Annotated in this window: 12 protein-coding genes; 7 read left to right on the top strand and 5 right to left on the bottom strand. The window is 72.3% G+C overall.

Annotated features, from left to right (window positions below; translation table 11 throughout):
* Positions 1-127: 127 nt before the first annotated feature.
* Both SD37_RS44140 and SD37_RS30300 read right to left on the bottom strand, forming a co-directional pair.
* Complete coding sequence (locus tag SD37_RS44140) at positions 128-253, bottom strand: hypothetical protein (protein WP_007031507.1); 126 nt, start codon at positions 251-253, stop codon at positions 128-130.
* A gap of 56 nt (positions 254-309) precedes the next feature.
* Positions 310-1,083 (bottom strand): nucleotidyltransferase domain-containing protein, encoded by a 774-nt coding sequence (locus SD37_RS30300; RefSeq protein ID WP_044855519.1) that lies wholly within the window; start codon positions 1,081-1,083, stop codon positions 310-312.
* 109 nt (positions 1,084-1,192) lie between these two features.
* Between SD37_RS30300 and SD37_RS30295 the strand changes: the two genes are divergently transcribed.
* Entirely contained in the window at positions 1,193-1,669 is a 477-nt protein-coding gene (locus SD37_RS30295) for a TspO/MBR family protein (RefSeq protein WP_044855518.1), read from the top strand.
* Here the strand turns inward: SD37_RS30295 and SD37_RS30290 are convergent.
* Complete coding sequence (locus tag SD37_RS30290; protein ID WP_167369670.1) at positions 1,662-2,972, bottom strand: type VII secretion protein EccE; 1,311 nt, start codon at positions 2,970-2,972, stop codon at positions 1,662-1,664. The two genes, SD37_RS30295 and SD37_RS30290, sit on opposite strands and share 8 nt — an antisense overlap.
* Positions 2,973-3,097: 125 nt before the next feature.
* On the opposite strand from SD37_RS30290, the gene SD37_RS30285 reads away from it, so the two are divergent.
* From SD37_RS30285 to SD37_RS30270, 4 genes are read left to right on the top strand one after another with little or no spacing between them, the layout of a single operon-like run.
* Positions 3,098-5,257 carry a fibronectin type III domain-containing protein gene (locus SD37_RS30285; protein ID WP_044855517.1) on the top strand — a complete coding sequence of 720 codons (2,160 nt, stop codon included), beginning with the start codon at positions 3,098-3,100 and terminating at the stop codon, positions 5,255-5,257.
* On the top strand, positions 5,254-6,207 hold the full coding sequence (locus SD37_RS30280) for an AAA family ATPase (protein ID WP_044855516.1): 954 nt from the start codon (positions 5,254-5,256) through the stop codon (positions 6,205-6,207). Before SD37_RS30285 ends, SD37_RS30280 begins: the two co-directional genes overlap by 4 nt.
* A gap of 2 nt (positions 6,208-6,209) precedes the next feature.
* Positions 6,210-7,337 (top strand): DUF58 domain-containing protein, encoded by a 1,128-nt coding sequence (locus SD37_RS30275; RefSeq protein WP_044855515.1) that lies wholly within the window; start codon positions 6,210-6,212, stop codon positions 7,335-7,337.
* Positions 7,334-9,496, top strand: coding sequence for a transglutaminase TgpA family protein (locus tag SD37_RS30270; protein WP_044855607.1), 2,163 nt, complete (start codon positions 7,334-7,336; stop codon positions 9,494-9,496). Before SD37_RS30275 ends, SD37_RS30270 begins: the two co-directional genes overlap by 4 nt.
* Positions 9,497-9,502: 6 nt before the next feature.
* Here the strand turns inward: SD37_RS30270 and SD37_RS30265 are convergent, their stop codons facing one another.
* Positions 9,503-10,930, bottom strand: coding sequence for a serine/threonine protein kinase (locus SD37_RS30265; protein ID WP_044855514.1), 1,428 nt, complete (start codon positions 10,928-10,930; stop codon positions 9,503-9,505).
* Between the two features lie 102 nt (positions 10,931-11,032).
* Here SD37_RS30265 and eccD point away from each other — a divergent pair, with 102 nt between their 5' ends.
* The gene (eccD, locus tag SD37_RS30260; protein WP_044855513.1) at positions 11,033-12,415 is read left to right on the top strand and encodes a type VII secretion integral membrane protein EccD; all 1,383 of its coding nucleotides are present in this window, start codon (positions 11,033-11,035) and stop codon (positions 12,413-12,415) included.
* A gap of 4 nt (positions 12,416-12,419) precedes the next feature.
* Positions 12,420-13,853, top strand: a complete 1,434-nt coding sequence (gene eccB / locus SD37_RS30255) for a type VII secretion protein EccB (protein ID WP_044855512.1) — start codon at positions 12,420-12,422, stop codon at positions 13,851-13,853.
* Between the two features lie 83 nt (positions 13,854-13,936).
* Here eccB and SD37_RS30250 read toward each other — a convergent pair whose 3' ends face one another.
* Complete coding sequence (locus SD37_RS30250) at positions 13,937-15,079, bottom strand: hypothetical protein (protein WP_044855511.1); 1,143 nt, start codon at positions 15,077-15,079, stop codon at positions 13,937-13,939.
* Positions 15,080-15,086: the final 7 nt, after the last annotated feature.

Below are 15,086 nucleotides of genomic sequence, written 5' to 3'. Positions count from 1 at the left end.
GTCTTCGGTGGCGCGAGCGCCACGTTTGGGACGTTGATCGTCTCTGGCGAGGCGCATGGGACGGCCGTAGGGACGTAAGGGGGGCCCCTTTGAGACTGTGAACGTCTCAAAGGGGGCCATCACGGACTTACTGGCAGGCTTCGCAGTCGGGGTCGTCGATGCGGCAGGCGGCGCCGTCGGTGAGCGGGAAGTCGAAGTCGTCGAGCGCGGGGACGGCCAGAGCGGTTTCTTCCGGCGTGGCGGTGGCGGACATGTCACTCCCTTGGGTAAGAACGGGTTCCTACTCTCTGTAGCGCTGAAGATCGCCGGTCATTCCGTGACGCGCGCCACAGCCGAGGTCGCGGCCCGGAACAGCGTTTCCGCCTCGTCCACCGCTCGGGCGAGGACGCCGGGATCCGCCCGCAGACCGGCGACGATCGCGTCGACCTCGCGTAATCCGGCCCGCCGCAGCAGTCTCTTCTCGTTGGTGACCCATTCCCCGCGGGCGGCCAGTACCGCGTGCGCCGTCTCCATGGCGGCGGTGGCCAGCGCGCCCGCGAGCTCCGTGGCCTGTCCTCGCGGGACGTAGGCGCCCCGGGCGTAGCGCAGGGTCAGTTCCGCGCGGCCCCGCCACATCGGCGGAGCCGTTCCGCGCAAGGCATCCGGAAAGCCCGGTCGCGGCAGCTCCCCGTGCAACACCTGGTTGGCGGCGAGTTCGGCGACCACCAGGTAGCTCGGGACGCCGGCGAGGTGGAACATCAACGGCTCCCAGTGGAACCGGCCATGCCGGGCTTCGGCGAGATGGTGTTCGACGTCGTCGAGGTCGCGGTAGTGGATGTCGACATGCCTGCCGTCGATCGTGAGCCAGGCGCCGCCGTTGAACACGCCGCCGCCCCAGGCGCCGATTTCGGAGACTTCGCCGTCCCAGCCGGTGGCGCGCAAATCCGCCGGGTCGAAATCGCCGCGGTAGTAGACGGCGAAATCCCAGTCACTGCCGGGATCGTGGGTGTGCTGGGCCCGTGATCCGCCGAGGGCGACGGCGTGCACGGCGGGCAGCGCGGCCAGACCGTCGGCGACGTGGGAAAGGAAGGTTTCGTCGTTCATCGCACGATCATCTTAAGGACGGACCGGGCGCGGACGCGACGGGTTTTGAGCGCGCGAGCCCCCGGCCGCGGCCTTAGGCTCGAAAACACGTGACAGACGGGAGCCGAGGATGACCACGATCCCAGCACGACTCCGCACGCCGCTGGCGTTCCTTCCGTTCCTGGCCGCGGTCGCGGTGGCCGCGCTGATCGGCGGGCTGGCCGCGGCCGGCGCCCGCTCCGTCTACAGTGGACTCGATCTTCCCTCGTTCGCGCCGCCCGCCTGGCTGTTCGGTCCGGTGTGGACGGTGCTGTACCTCGGGATCGCGATCTCGGGCTGGCTGTACTGGAAATCCGGCGGTGAGCGCCGGGGTCTGACCTGGTACGCGGTACAACTGGTCCTGAACGCCGCCTGGACCCCGCTGTTCTTCGCCGCCGGCGCGTACGGTCTCGCCTTGGCGGACATCGTCCTGCTCGACGCCGCCATCGTCGTCACCGCGCTCTACTTCCGCCGTCGTTCCCGTGCCTCGGCCGCGTTGCTGCTGCCGTACCTCGCGTGGACGTTGTACGCGACCGCGCTCACCATCGCGATCGTCGTGCTCAACTGACCCCGATCGGCAGGGTCTCGGCCACTCCCCGGGCGTGCCTGCCGTCGAGCCGGTCCAGGAGGAGCCCGCCCCGGCGGGCGGCGAGTTCCAGGTCCCGTACGGCGTGTTCCACCGCTCGGACGCCCGCGGCGGCGACCCGGATCACCGCGCCGACCCGGGGTTCGGTCTCGGCGGCGCCCCGGCGCGCGGTTACGGCGAGCGTCACCGCGGCGCCGGGCGCGGCGGCGAGCAGACGGTGCGACGACTGGGCCGCGAGCGCGGGGGACAGCGAGGCCCAGCCGTCGAGGCGGAAGGTCGCCTGGCAGATCGGGCCGCTGTGCCAGAACCGCCATTCCTCCCGGATACGCGCCCTGCCCGCCGTGACATGCGCCAGCGACGCGAGCGCGCCGAAGACCTCGTTTTCGGCGAGGGCGCGCACCGGCAGTCCGTCGCGACGGAGCTGCCGCCGCACCCGCCGGACCGTGTTCCCCAAGGCCTGCCGCACATCGGCGTCACGGTGGACGTCGACCGTGCGCAGCGCCTGCAGCGCGATCCATCCGCGTGGCGGGCGTGAGCGGTCCGCGCCGACGTGCTGGATGACCTGCGCGGCGGCGTCCAACGCCTGTTCCGGCGGCGGCAGCAAGGTTTCCGGCGGCGGCATCGGCCGGTCGCGCGCGGCCGATTTCGGTTGCAGGACAGCGGTGATCCCGTCGGCGCGGCTGACCATGAACACCGTCTCGTCACCGATCTCGCCGGTGATACCCGCCGCTTCCGGCGACACCAGGCGCAGCAGCGCCCGGCCCGCCTCGCCCGCGTTCCGGAGATCCCGGTCGCGGTCGCGCAGCAGGTAGCCCGAGGCCGAACCGAGCCAGGCGTAGAGCCAGCGTCCGCGGATCCGGACGGCGGTCAGCGCCACGGTCACCACGGCCGCGGTGACCACCGCGGCCGCCAGCGGCCACGGCCGCCCCGCCACCAGGACGAGCGCGACGAGGACGAGCTGCCAGCAGAGGATCTGGCCGATCCCGATCCCGCCGAACCGGCCGGGACGCCGTACCGGAGCGGGCATCGGCGGATTCGGCGGCGGCGCGCCGATCCGCGGCGCGGGAACGGGCATCGCGGTGGACCACTGCGGCCGCTCAGCCTGCCGGGCGGCGGTCAGGGCGGCGACCGCGGCCTCGCGCGCCGCGGCCCTGACGGCGGGCGCGGCGTAGGCGAGCGGGTCCGGCACGGCTTCGGCCCTCGGTACGGCCGGTGCCGCCTGGGGAAGCGGCTGGGGTGGGGCGGGGAACCGCGCACCCGTCCTGGCCGCGCCGAGATCGGTCATCGTCGAGCCTCCTCAGTAGTCCGGCTCAGCGTGCCCGGCCAACATGAGGTTTCGATGACACGAGGCGGCAAGGCCCGGACAGGCGGTTTCATCGAAATTTCATGGTCGCTCTCTAGCTTGAGCGCGTGAACACCGAGGAGCAGGGCACGACGCGGTTCAGCGTGATGGCGCGGACCAGGGCGGCCGTGGCGCTGGTGGTCGCGGGCTGCCTGGCACTGGTCGGCCTGGCCGTGACCGGGCAGGCGTCGACCCCGGACGGGCTGGAGTTCGTCCAGGTCGGGCACTGGGTCTACAACGACGCCGCCCAGTCGGCGTTCCATGTCGACGGTTCGACCAACCGCGTCGACGCGCGCGCGAACGTGCCCGGCGCCGCACCCGGCAGCCAGGTCGTGCAGGGGGACGATTCGGGCTACGTGGTCGAACGCAACCGGGTCACGGAGTTCGACAAGGCGACCTTGAGCGTGGAGGAGTCCACTCCGGCGCCCGCGCCGGAAACCCCGTTCGTGATGGAGGTCGCGGGCGGTCCCTACCTGGTCTACCGCAACGCGGGCCAGATCGTGCGCCTCGGTGATCCGGCCGCGACGGTGCCCGCGGGGGGGCCACTGTCGCGACCGGTCGCGACCGCCGACGGCACCGTGTGGTCGCACCGCGTCGACAACGGCGCCATCTGCGAGCTGCCCAAGGGCGCCGCGGTCCTGACCTGCGTCGCGAACCTCCCGCCGGGACACGGCGGCGGGCTCACCCTGGTCGGCGACCGGCCGGTCGTCCTCGACACCACCGGCGACAGCCTGCACCGGGTCGGCCTGGACGGGCTCGGCGACGCCCTCCCGCTCGGTATCAAGCTCTCGCCGTCGGCACAGGTGGCCAACAGCGCTGTCGGGGACCGGCTGGCCATCGCCGACCCGGAGCGCAACCAGCTGCACCTCATCGACATCGGCGGCCTCGACCAGGACCGCCCGTCCGCGAAACCGATCTCGGTCGAGTTGAGCAAGGGCAGCCGGTTCAACGGCCCGGTCTCGTCGTCGAACGTCGTGGCCATGGTCGACGAAACCCGTCAGGAGGTGCTGACCTTCGACGGTTCCGGCACGCTCAAGTCCACCACGAAGGTGCCAGGTCAGGGGTCGGCGCCGAGGCTGGCCAAGGGTGAGGACAACCGGATCTACGTCGACAGTTCCGACGGTTCGCATGTGCTGGTGGTCAACGGCGAGGACGGCAAGGTGCTCGACGTCGACGTCGACAAGGCGGCCAACAGCCAGACCGCGGGTGCGCCGGCCGAACCGCAGTCGCAGCCCGGTAACGAAGCCCCGCCGCAGCAACCGCAACAGCCCCAGCAACCGCAGCAGCCCCAACAACAGCAGCAGCCCCCTCCCACCCGGAAACCCGTGCCGCCGGTGGCGAAGGCGACGCCGCCCGGCGCGCCCAGGAACGTGGGCGCGACCGCGGGCGACGGTTCGATCAAGGTCTCGTGGAGTCCGGCCGCCGACAACGGCGCGCGGGTCACCGGCTACCGGCTGACCTGGTCGGGCGGCTCCCTGCGGGTCGGCGGATCGGCGCGCGGCGCCACCGTTTCCGGCCTGAGCAACGGAACCCCGTACGTGATCACCGTGGTCGCGGAGAATTCGGCGGGCATCGGAGCGGGCGCCAGCGCCAAGGCCGTCGTCCCGGGACCGGCGTCCCGGCCGGCCGCGGCGCCCGCGGTCACCGCGAAAGCGAGCGCGGGCGGCAAGGTTTCGGTGAGCTGGACCCAGCCCGATCTCCGCGGCGGCACGCTGGTGCACTACCTGGTGGGCATGACGGGTCAGGGCGACCGCACGCTTTCGGCCACGGCGACGGAATTCACCGGGATCACCGGCACCGCGACCGTCACGGTCCGCGCGGTCACGAAGTTCGGTTCGGGGCCCGCGCTCACCGGGGCCGCGGGCAGCAGGAAGGTCAGTATCCCGGTGGCTTCGGGGCCGCCGAAGATCACCATCACCCAGGTGCGGGGCAAGAACAACACGCTGTTCGTTTCCGTGAACGCCGACGGGAAGGGCCTCCCCGCGACGTGCACGGCGGAATTCTTCGGCACGAACAAGCCGGCGGCCTGCTCAGGGGCCACGACCCTGGTCATCCCGGAGGTGGGCTGGGTCGGTGCGATCACGATCGATGCAACCATCAAAACGGACGCGGGCACCGCCACGGACACCTGGCGGGGCGTGCCCACGGTGAACGGCGGAGGGCTGTTCTGGCTCGGCCCGCTAGCGTTGGTCGGCTTGCGCCGACGAAAGGACAAGGAAGTTCTGTGACACTCACCCCCAGGGTCGCCTACGAGCAGATCGCCGAGAACGTGCAATCGGTGGTGCGCGGCAAACCCGAGGTCGTCCGGCTCACCGTGGCGGCGCTGTTCGCCGAGGGGCACCTGCTGATGGAGGACGTGCCGGGCGTCGGGAAGACGACGATCGCGCGCTGCCTCGCCGCCAGTATCGGCGGCCGCTGGAACCGCATCCAGTTCACCCCCGACCTGCTGCCCGGCGACATCACCGGCGTGATGGTCTACCACCAGAACAACGAGCGGTTCCAGTTCCACCCCGGCGGGATCTTCGCCAACGTGGTGCTGGCGGACGAGATCAACCGTGGGACGCCGAAGACGCAGGCCGCGCTGCTGGAGGTGATGGCCGAACGCCGGGTCACCGTCGATTCGGTCGGCCAGGCGGTGCCGCGGCCGTTCCTCGTGGTGGCCACGCAGAACCCGATCGAACTCGAGGGCACTTACCGGCTGCCCGAGGCGCAGCTCGACCGGTTCCTCATGCGCATTTCCGTCGGCTACCCGGATCTGGAATCCGAGATGCGGGTCGTGATGGGGGACTGCGCCGGGGTGACCCCGGACGAACTGAAGCCGGTGCTGGGCATCGGCGACGTCCAGCGGGTGATCGACGAGGTCCGGAAGTCCCATCTGGCACCGGAGATCGTCAACTACGCGGTCCGCCTCGCCGCGGCGAGCCGGGCGCATCCGGACGTCCGCTACGGCGCGAGCCCGCGCGGCAGCATCGCGCTGATCCGGGCGGCGCAGGCGCTCGGCGCCACCTACGGCCGCGATTTCGTCACCCCGGACGACGTCAAGGACGTCGCGCATCCGGTGCTCGACCACCGTCTCGTGCTGACCCCCGAAGCGGAACTCAACCAGCGGCGGACCGCCGACATCGTCGACGAACTCCTGGGCGCGACGGCCGCTCCCATGGCCGCGATGGGGAGGTAGGCGTGCGGCTCACCCGCCGCGGCGTCCTCGTCCTCGCCTTCGCCGCCGGGTTCTACGCCCTCGGTGAACTGGCCGGGTACACGTTCTTCCGTGCCTTCGCCGGGATCGCGGCGGGCGCGGTGCTGATCGCCTTGGCCACCACCAGGTTCCGGCCGAAGGTGGAGATCGGCCGGACCGTCCAGCCGGATCGCGTCGAACGCGGGAAACCCGCCCTGGCTTCGCTCGTCGTACGCAACACCGGTGCGCGAAGGCACGGCGGATTCTCGGCGGGGGACGGGATCGGGGCCGAAACGCATCGCCTGCGCGTCCGCCCGCTCGCCCCCGGCACAGAGGCGACGTACCACTACGAACTGCCGACGACGGCCCGCGGGAAGCTGCGGGTCGGCCCGCTGGTGGTGCACCGGCCGGATCTGTTCGACCTCGCACGCGGTGACCAGACCATCGGCGGCACCGCGTGGTTGTGGGTCCACCCGCGCCGTCACGCGGTGCGCCCGGCGCAGGCCGGCCATCCGCGGCACCACCACGAAGGCCCCATCACCGATCCGCCGCTGCGTGGTTCGGCCGATCTGCGCGCGGTCCGCGAGTACGTGATGGGCGACGAGGTCCGGCATCTGCACTGGAAGGCGACCGCCCGGACCGGACGGCTCATGGTGCGCGAATACGCGGATCCCGCCCAGCCGCGGTTCACCGCCGTACTCGACACGCGCCGCGCGTCGATGAGCCCCGCCGTGTTCGAGGAAGCCGTCGAGGTGGCGGCCTCGTTGTGCTACGCGTCGGCGTCGGCCGGGCAGCACTGCCGCCTGATCACCGCGACGGGCTCGGACACCTTGACCGACAGCGGGGTGCGCGCGGCCAGGACGCTGCTCGACGAACTCGCGCTCGTCACCCAGGACGCGGCCGACGGCGCGCCGCTGCTGCCTTCGGTCCTCGCCGCCGGTGAACGGCCCGGCGGGGTACTGGTCGTGATCACCGGACCGGACGCCGACCTCGGCCACGCCGCCCGGTGGCGGCCGGACACGGTGGTCCGGCTCGGTGACCTCAGGCCGTCGGCGGGTTCCGGCGGCGTGATCATCGCGGTCGACGCCGCCGGTGCCGCCGCCCAGTGGAACTCCCTGGCGGGGACCGCGTGAGCGCCCGGTTCGACCGGATCGCGGTCGCCGGGCTGCTCGGCGCCACCGGGGTCGCCGGGTCGCTGTTCGCGCCGGTGTTCGGCTGGGAGTCGTTGCTCGTCCCGGTCCTCGTGGTCGTCCTCATCGGCTACGGCTGCGTCGAACTGACCGCGAAGTTCCCGAAACTGGCGCCCTATCGGCCTTTGCTCGTGGCGTTGCTCGGCATCCTCGGCTTGATCGAAACGGTGTTGAGTTCGACCACCCTCGCCTTCCTGCCCACCGCGGAGTCGGTGCGCGCGGTGGCCCGGGGCTTCACCGAAGGCTGGCAGCTCACCCTTCAGTCCACCTGGCCTGCTCGGCCCGTCCCGGAGCAGCTGCTGTTCGTCCCGCTGTCGGTGTTGCTCGCCGTCGTACTCGGGCTGGAACTGTTCCTGCGCCTGAAGAAACCGCTCGTGGCGCTGGTGCCGAGCCTGCTCGTCGCCGGGCTCGCCCAGGCGTATCAGGCGTTGACGGGCGTCACCGCGGTGGCGGCGGCTTTGGGATACGCGCTGCCCGCCGGGCTGCTGCTGTGGACGGGCCGTCGCACCTCGCCGGTGAGCCGGGCCCCGGGCGGGCCGCGGTTCTCCTGGCGGATGACGGGATCGGCGGTCTGGCCCGCACTGTCCACAGTGGTCGCACTTGTGGCCGGCGCCGTCGCGCTCGCCGCACTCGATCCGGCGGGCCGCGCTCCGCTGACCCTCAAGGACGCCCAGGCCGCGCCGCCGCCGCGGAGCAGGCTGGGCAATCCGCTGGACGAGATCGCCCAGCGGCTCACCCGCCCGGACGACGAGGTGTTCCGCTATCGCAGCGACACCCCCGTCGATCAATGGCGGCTGATCGTGCTGAACGGCTTCGACGGGGCGAACTGGCTGGCCGATTCCCGGCTCCGGCGGCTCGGCGCGGGCCTCGACGGCGCGCCGGACGGTGTGGCGGGCGCCGCCGAGCTGCGCGTGCGCGGACTCGCCGGACCGTGGCTGCCGAGCCATGCGGACCTCACCGGCGTCGACGGCCTGACCCCGTTGGTGGACCAGTCCGCGGGCACCCTGATGATGGATTCGCCGTCGTCCGGCCCGGAGCGGTCCTACCGGCTCAGCTGGTCTTCGCCCGAGGTCGATCTCGGCGCCGGGGAGGTCGACGCCCGCGCCCCGGGCGGCCTCGGCGGACTCGGGACGGTGCCCCCGGAGGTCGAACAGGTGGCCAGGGACGCCGTGCGCGGTCTGCGCCCGACGTTCCAGTCCGCGTTGCAGCTGGAACGCTTCCTCAGCAAGAACTATCAGGTCGCGGTGGACAAGGAGGACCTGCCGACCGGGCACGGCTGGCCGCAGCTGCGGCATTTCCTGCTGGAGAGCAAGCGGGGGACGAGCGAACAGTTCGCCGCCGCGTACGTGGTCTTGGCACGGATGAGCGGTATCCCGGCCCGGCTGGTCGTCGGATTCCGCGGTTCGGCCGAAACCGACGGCGGGATGAAGGTCGTCCGCAACCGCGATGTGCTGGCGTGGCCCGAAGTCGCGGTCGCCGGGGCGGGCTGGGTCGCGCTCGACCCGACAGCCACCGCGGGCAAGTCGGGACAGGAACAGGGCGGTCCCGGCAAGGCGGTCGCGCGGGCGAGGGCCCAGCTGCCCGCCGAGCAGGAACTGCGGCCGCCGCAGCTTCCGCCGGGCACCCCGCCGGACGCCCCCGAGGACCAGAGCGCCGACGCGGGCGCGGACTGGTGGTGGATGGCGCTCGGCGCGGCGATCGTCCTTTTCGGACTCGCCTGGCTCTTCGGGGTTCCGGCGGCGAAGGTCGTCCGTACCAGACGACGGCGTCGCCGGTCCGGTGCCGAAGGGGTGCTCGGCGCCTGGGACGAGATCCGTGACCGGTTGCGCGCGCACGGGGTGCCGTTCCGGATCGGGATGACCCCGCGCGATCTCGCCGAGTCGGCGGGTTCCCTTGCCGGAGAAGAGATCCGCGAGCCGGTCGCCAGGCTGGCCAAGGTGCTGGACGTGACGTTGTGGTCCGGGGTCCCGGTGGGCGACGGCGCCGTCCGGCGGGCCTGGCAGGAGGTCGGCGAGGTGCGCAAGGGACTGGCCACCAGACCGTTCGCGGCTCGGGTGCTGGCGGCACTCGAGCCGCGGACCCTGCTGCCGTTCAAGGGATGACGGCGGCTAAGGGTTGCAGCGCGCGCCGCGGATCGGGACCGGGTCGGTCGTGTAGACGTGACGGCCGTCGGTCGCCCTGAGCTGGAAGCAGTACCGGCGCGCCGGGTCGACCGGGATCTCCAGCGCGCGCTGGCGGTGGGCGACGAGCTGTTTCGGCTCGAGCCGCTCGCCGGCCATGATGACGACGAAGTCCAGTTCGCCTTCCGCGGTCCAGGTCAGCTGAACGTGGTCGCTCTGATCCTGCGGCGGGGCGAGGGCGAGCTTGACGTCCGGCGCCGGGGCGGAGGCCGGTGACGGCGGCGGGACCGAAGCCGCCACCGGGAGGGCCTGCCCGCCGACCTGCGCCGGGCCGAGGACCAGCGGAACCACGGCCAGCCCGGCGATGAGCACCCCGGCGCCCGTCAACGCGATGGGCCGCCAGGGAATCCCGCGTTCCCGTTTGAGGGGACCGCTGAACTCGCGGATCAGCGTGCGGCCGCCCGACGGCGGCGCCTGCACCACCTGAACGGGCGGCTGGGCCCGGTGGACCGGCGACGGCGGAGCGGCGGGCCGGGAAACCTCGGCGAAGTCGTCGAATTCGACGTCGACTTCCTCTTCTTCGCCTGGCAGGTCAGGGGATTCGCCGGTGACGACCTCGCCGCCCGGCCGGCGCAGTTTGGTGAACAGCCGGGCCAGCGAGGCCACGTCCTGCGGCCGGTCGGCCGGATCCTTGGCCAGCAACCGGAGGATCGTGCCGGCAAGCTCCCTCGGGACACTCGTGTCCTGGATCGGCGCCACCGGTTCCCGCAGTACCTGCAGGATCCGCTCGCCGGGCTGCTGCCCGGTGTGCCGGGGAAAGGGCGGCGTGCCGGTCAACGCGGCATAGAGCACCGCGCCGAGTCCATAAAGGTCGGACGCGGGGGAAAGCGTGTCGTCGCGCAGGGTTTCCGGCGCGGTGTACTCGACCGCGTACATCGGGTCGCGCGGGAACCGGCGTCGCAGCGCCACCCCGAAGTCGGCGAGCACGAACTCCCCGGACGCGCGGTACAGCACGTTGTGCGGGCTCACGCCGCCGTGCAGAACGTCCACTCCGTGCGCCGCGGCGAGCGCCGACGCGACCGCGGCACCGAGGGCGAGCACATCGGGAACTCCCAGCCGGGCACCGGAATCCAGCAGTCCGGCGAGGGAACCCGGGCACAGTTCACGGCGGAGACCCCACCGGCCGTCGGGATACGCCATGACGTCGTCGATCTGCAGGACGGACCGGGTCGCCCGCACGGCGGCCAGCGCCTTGCGCTCGCGTTCGAGCCACGCCGAGGTCTCGCGGTCGACGGAGCCCGGGAACATCTTGACCGCGAAGTCGTTGCCCGTAGCGGGATCCCGGCCCGCGTAGACGGTGGCGACGGGGCCCTGGGCGAGCAGTCCCGGTGCGCCGGCGGTGGTCTCGATGCTCATGGGTCCATTGTCGCGCAAGAAAGCCGGTTTCGGCGTACTTTCCCGGCGGCAGGTTCCTGCCGAACCGGCCCGGCGGACCGGCCGGTGGCAGACCCTTTTCCCATGCAGACTGCCGGCCTGGTCAGGGTCACCATCACCACTCCGCACCGGCGCATCGACATGGCGCTGCCGGAACACGCCTCCGTCGCCGAAATCCTCCCCGGCCTGCTCGCACGGGCGGGCGAGGGGATGGCGGACGACGGCGTCGCCGGCGGCGGCTGGCAGTTGCGCCGCGCCGACGGGACCGCCTTCGATCTGGACCGGACGCTGGGCGCGCACCGGGTCCGGGACGGCGAGATCCTCCATCTGACGCCGCGCCGCGCCGAATGGCCGGAGCCCGAGTACGACGACCTCGTGGACGCGATCGCCACCGGTTCCGCCCGCACCGGCAAGGCCTGGGGGCCGCGGCATACGCGGCAGGCCGGGCTCGCGGCCGGCGCGGTGGCGATGGCGTTCGGCCTGATCGCCGTGCTGCGCGCCGGACCGCCCTGGACGTCCCCCGCCGCGTGGGCCCTCGCGGTCTCCGCGCTGCTGCTGGCCGCGGGCGTGCTGCTCGCGCGGGCACTCCGGGACGCCGGGGCCGGTGCCGTCCTCGCCGCCGTCGCGCTCCCGTTCGCCTTCACCGGCGGTGGTCTGCTGCTGGCCGGCGACGATCCCCTCGGCGCGCTGTCCGCCGGTCATCTGCTGCTGGCGAGCGCCGCCTTGCTGCTCGCGGCCGTCGTCGGCCATCTCGGCGTCACCGCCGCGCCGGAACTGTTCGCGGGAGCGGCCACCGTCGGCCTGCTCGGCGTGCTCGGCGGCTGGCTGGCCACGTTCGACGACCTGGCGGGCTACCGGTCGGCGGCCGTGATCGGGGGCGGTGTCCTCGTGCTCTCGACCACGTTCGCGCCGCTGGCGCTGCGGCTCGGCCGGGTGCCGATGCCGGTGCTGCCGCGTTCGACCGCGGACCTCGTCCGCGACGATCCCCAGCCACCGCTCGACCTCGTGCACGCCGCCGTGGCCAGAGCGGACGCGCTGCTCACCGGGATGCTGGGCGGTGCGGCGCTCGTCGTCATGTACTGCCAGCTGCAACTGATCCGCAGCGACAGCGAGGCCGCTGTCGCGCTCGTCGCCCTGCTCGCGGCCGGTTTCGGGCTGCGGGCGCGGTTGTACCCGATCCTGCGGCAACGGCTGCTGGTGCTGGTGACCGGGATCTTCGGGGCAGGCTGCCTGCTGGCGGGTCCGCTCATGGCGGACCGCTCGCTGCTGCTCGTCCTGGCCGGGCCGCTGTCGCTGGCGGTGGCCGCGATCGTGGTCGCCTCCGGTGTCGTGCTGAGCACCCGCGCCGCGAACCCGTACCTCGGCCGGATCGCCGAATATCTCGAAATCCTGGTGATGATCGCCATCGTGCCGGTGGCGTGTTCGGTACTCGGCCTGTACGGCTACGTGCGCGGACTGGGGGGCTGAAACCATGGCGTCCAAAAGGGACCAACTGCAGGCGTACCAGTTCCTGGTGCAGCGCGCGATCTCCGCGCTCGTCACCAGGGAGACCGATCCGGAGCAGCCGCCGTTCCGCCGTCCGTCCGGCGCCGCGTTCGCCAGTGTCGCGCTGGCGATCGTGGCGCTGGCGTGCGTCGGGGTGTACGGGATGATCGTGCCGGGCGGGAACAACGCGTGGCGCAAGGACTCCGCGGTGATCGTGGAGAAGGAGACCGGCACCAGATACGTCTACCTGGACGGCAGGCTGCACCCCGTCGCGAACTACGCGTCGGCGTTACTGTTGCTCGGCGACCACCGCACCACGGAACGGGTTTCGCGCGACTCGCTCACCGGAGTCCCACGTGGGCCCCGGATCGGCATCGCCGACGCGCCGGACGCCTTGCCCGGCGCCGAAAGACTGCTCACCGGCTCGTGGTCGCTCTGTTCCGCACCCGCCAGCGACCTCGCGGGCAGCCGGATCGAGGAATCGGTACTGCTGGCGGGCGCGTCGCCGTCCGGCGGTGCGGAACTGGGGGATCAGGCGCTCCTCGTGGAATCGACGTCGACCGGCGACCGGTTCCTGGTGTGGCGCGGGCACCGGCACAAGATCAACGACTACGGCGCCGTCGGCACCGGCCTCGCGCTCACCGCCGAACCGTGGGCGAGAGTCGGCCGGGCGTGGCTCGACGTGCTGCCGGAGGGCACACCGATCGGCCCGCTCCCCGTCGCGGCGGCCGGGGAGGTGTCCACCGCGGTGCCGGGCCGGAGCGACATCCGGAACGGGATGCTGCTGATGGTGCAGACCTCCGGCGGCGGCAAACAGCACTACCTCGCCGAACGGGACGCCCTGCGGCCGATCACCGAACTGCAGTACGACGTCCAGCGCGCGAGCGCCCAGATGCTCGCCGCCTATCCCGGTACCGAACCGAAAACCGTGCCACTGCCGCCTTCGCTGGCCACCATGTCCCGGCAACTGGACCCGATCCAGGCCGAAGCGGGCGCGGCCCCCGCCGTCCGTCCCGGGATCGCGCGCTTGCGCGATCAGGACACCACCGTGTGCGCCACCTTCGGCGACGGCTCAGCGGCCCCTTCGCTGACCGTCGATCCCACCCTGCCGCCCGCCGACCCGATGTCCACCACCGCGCGCCGGACCGCCTCCGGAACACCGCTCGCGGACCGCGTCCACGTGCCCCCGGGCAGCGCGATCGTCGTCGAGGCGATGCCTTCCTCTTCGGCACCCGCCGGGACGCTCACCGTGGTGACCGACATGGGGCGCCGCTATCCGCTGGCTTCGCCGGACGTGCTGAAGATGCTCGGGTACTCCACGGCGCGTCCCGTCCGGCTTCCCGCCGGTCTGGTGGCGCGGCTGCCCGAGGGTCCGAGTCTCGATCCCGCCGCCGCACGGCGCCAGACCCTGGGCGGCTGAAGGGAACTTTCCCCGCGTCTCATGCAACGAAGGGCGCTTTCCCCGCATCAGATGCGGGGAAAGCGCCCTTCAGCTACTTCAACTCAGCGCCGCCCGTGCGGCAGCGTGAACCCGGCGTCCTGCGTGCCGTTGGCGGCCCGGCCGCGCAGCTTCGCCGGAACCCCGTCGCTCTTGCCGGAGGAAGCCCGCCGGGCGGAGCCGTTCCGTCCTGTCGGCTGGTCCCGGGACGACGGGCGAAGCGTGCTCGCCGTGTTCTGCCCACCGGTGTGCGGTGGCGACATCGGCGACATCGGGCCGGTCGCCGCCTTCGTGCCGGATGTCGTCGCGGCCCCCGGCTGGATTTCGGAAGCCAGGCTGGGGGCCTTCTTCGTCCCGACCGGCTTGGCCGCCACCGGGAGCCCGGTCAGCCCGCCCGCCACGCCGATACCGCCGAGCAGCCCCGTCGGCACCGGCGGTGCCCCCGAACCTCCGGGCAGCCCACCGAGCGCGGGGACCGCGCCCGCCGCCGTCGGCAGCGGCGCGAGACCGGCGAGCGAGACACCGGAAGATCCGTCATAGCCGGGAATGTCCGGCAGTTCGATGTTCGGGAGGGTGCCGCCGCCCCCACCGCCGACACCGGCCGATTCGGCCAGTCCCTGAACCTCCGAAAGCGCGTTCATCCCCGCCTCGGCCGCCTTGATGAAGTCGGCGGGGGAGTTCCCTTCCGCGGCGGGCCGGGGCATCTCGGGCATCAGGTGATCGGGCTGCTGGATCCCGGACGCCGCAACGACCTTGAGCATCGACATGTCGAACTGCGCGCCGAGCGCGGTCATCCGCGCGCCCGACGCCTGCTGGAAGAGCGGAGCGGCCCACGCGGTGAACGGGGTGGACAACGCCTCCAGGTACTTCCCGTGCAGCACCGCCACTTCCTGCAGGGTCTCCTGGATGCCGCTCGCGAGCGTCGTCAGGGTTTCGGCGGGCTGGGCCAGATCGATGCGCTCACCCCAGAACCGGAGTTCGGCGAGCGAGCGCTGCGCCTTCTCTTCGTGGGCGCGGCCGGCGTCGTCCTTCCAGGTCGGCGACAACTCGTTCACCCGCGTGTGCAGCTCGGTCGTGGCGTTTTCGATCCAGGCGCGGGATTCGGTCCACATACGCGCCGCGTCGGTGAGGACGGCGATGTTGGCCTGTTCGGCGGTGATCATCGCCAGATGTGCCTCGATCGGCAGCAGATTGTAGGGAACAGCCATGATCAGC

The sequence above is a fragment of the Amycolatopsis orientalis genome (assembly GCF_000943515.2).
Taxonomy (GTDB): domain Bacteria; phylum Actinomycetota; class Actinomycetes; order Mycobacteriales; family Pseudonocardiaceae; genus Amycolatopsis; species Amycolatopsis orientalis.
Note: the sequence above shows the minus strand (reverse complement) of the source record. Positions and strands in the feature narration are given on the sequence as shown.

Bases quoted from the DNA above. Each gene is read 5' to 3' on its own strand.
- SD37_RS44140 (WP_007031507.1), bottom strand. From the start codon at position 253: ATGTCCGCCACCGCCACGCCGGAAGAAACCGCTCTGGCCGTCCCCGCG.
- SD37_RS30300 (WP_044855519.1), bottom strand. From the start codon at position 1,083: ATGAACGACGAAACCTTCCTTTCCCACGTCGCCGACGGTCTGGCCGCG.
- SD37_RS30295 (WP_044855518.1), top strand. From the start codon at position 1,193: ATGACCACGATCCCAGCACGACTCCGCACGCCGCTGGCGTTCCTTCCG.
- SD37_RS30290 (WP_167369670.1), bottom strand. From the start codon at position 2,972: ATGACCGATCTCGGCGCGGCCAGGACGGGTGCGCGGTTCCCCGCCCCA.
- SD37_RS30265 (WP_044855514.1), bottom strand. From the start codon at position 10,930: ATGAGCATCGAGACCACCGCCGGCGCACCGGGACTGCTCGCCCAGGGC.
- eccD (WP_044855513.1), top strand. From the start codon at position 11,033: ATGCAGACTGCCGGCCTGGTCAGGGTCACCATCACCACTCCGCACCGG.
- eccB (WP_044855512.1), top strand. From the start codon at position 12,420: ATGGCGTCCAAAAGGGACCAACTGCAGGCGTACCAGTTCCTGGTGCAG.
- SD37_RS30250 (WP_044855511.1), bottom strand. From the start codon at position 15,079: ATGGCTGTTCCCTACAATCTGCTGCCGATCGAGGCACATCTGGCGATG.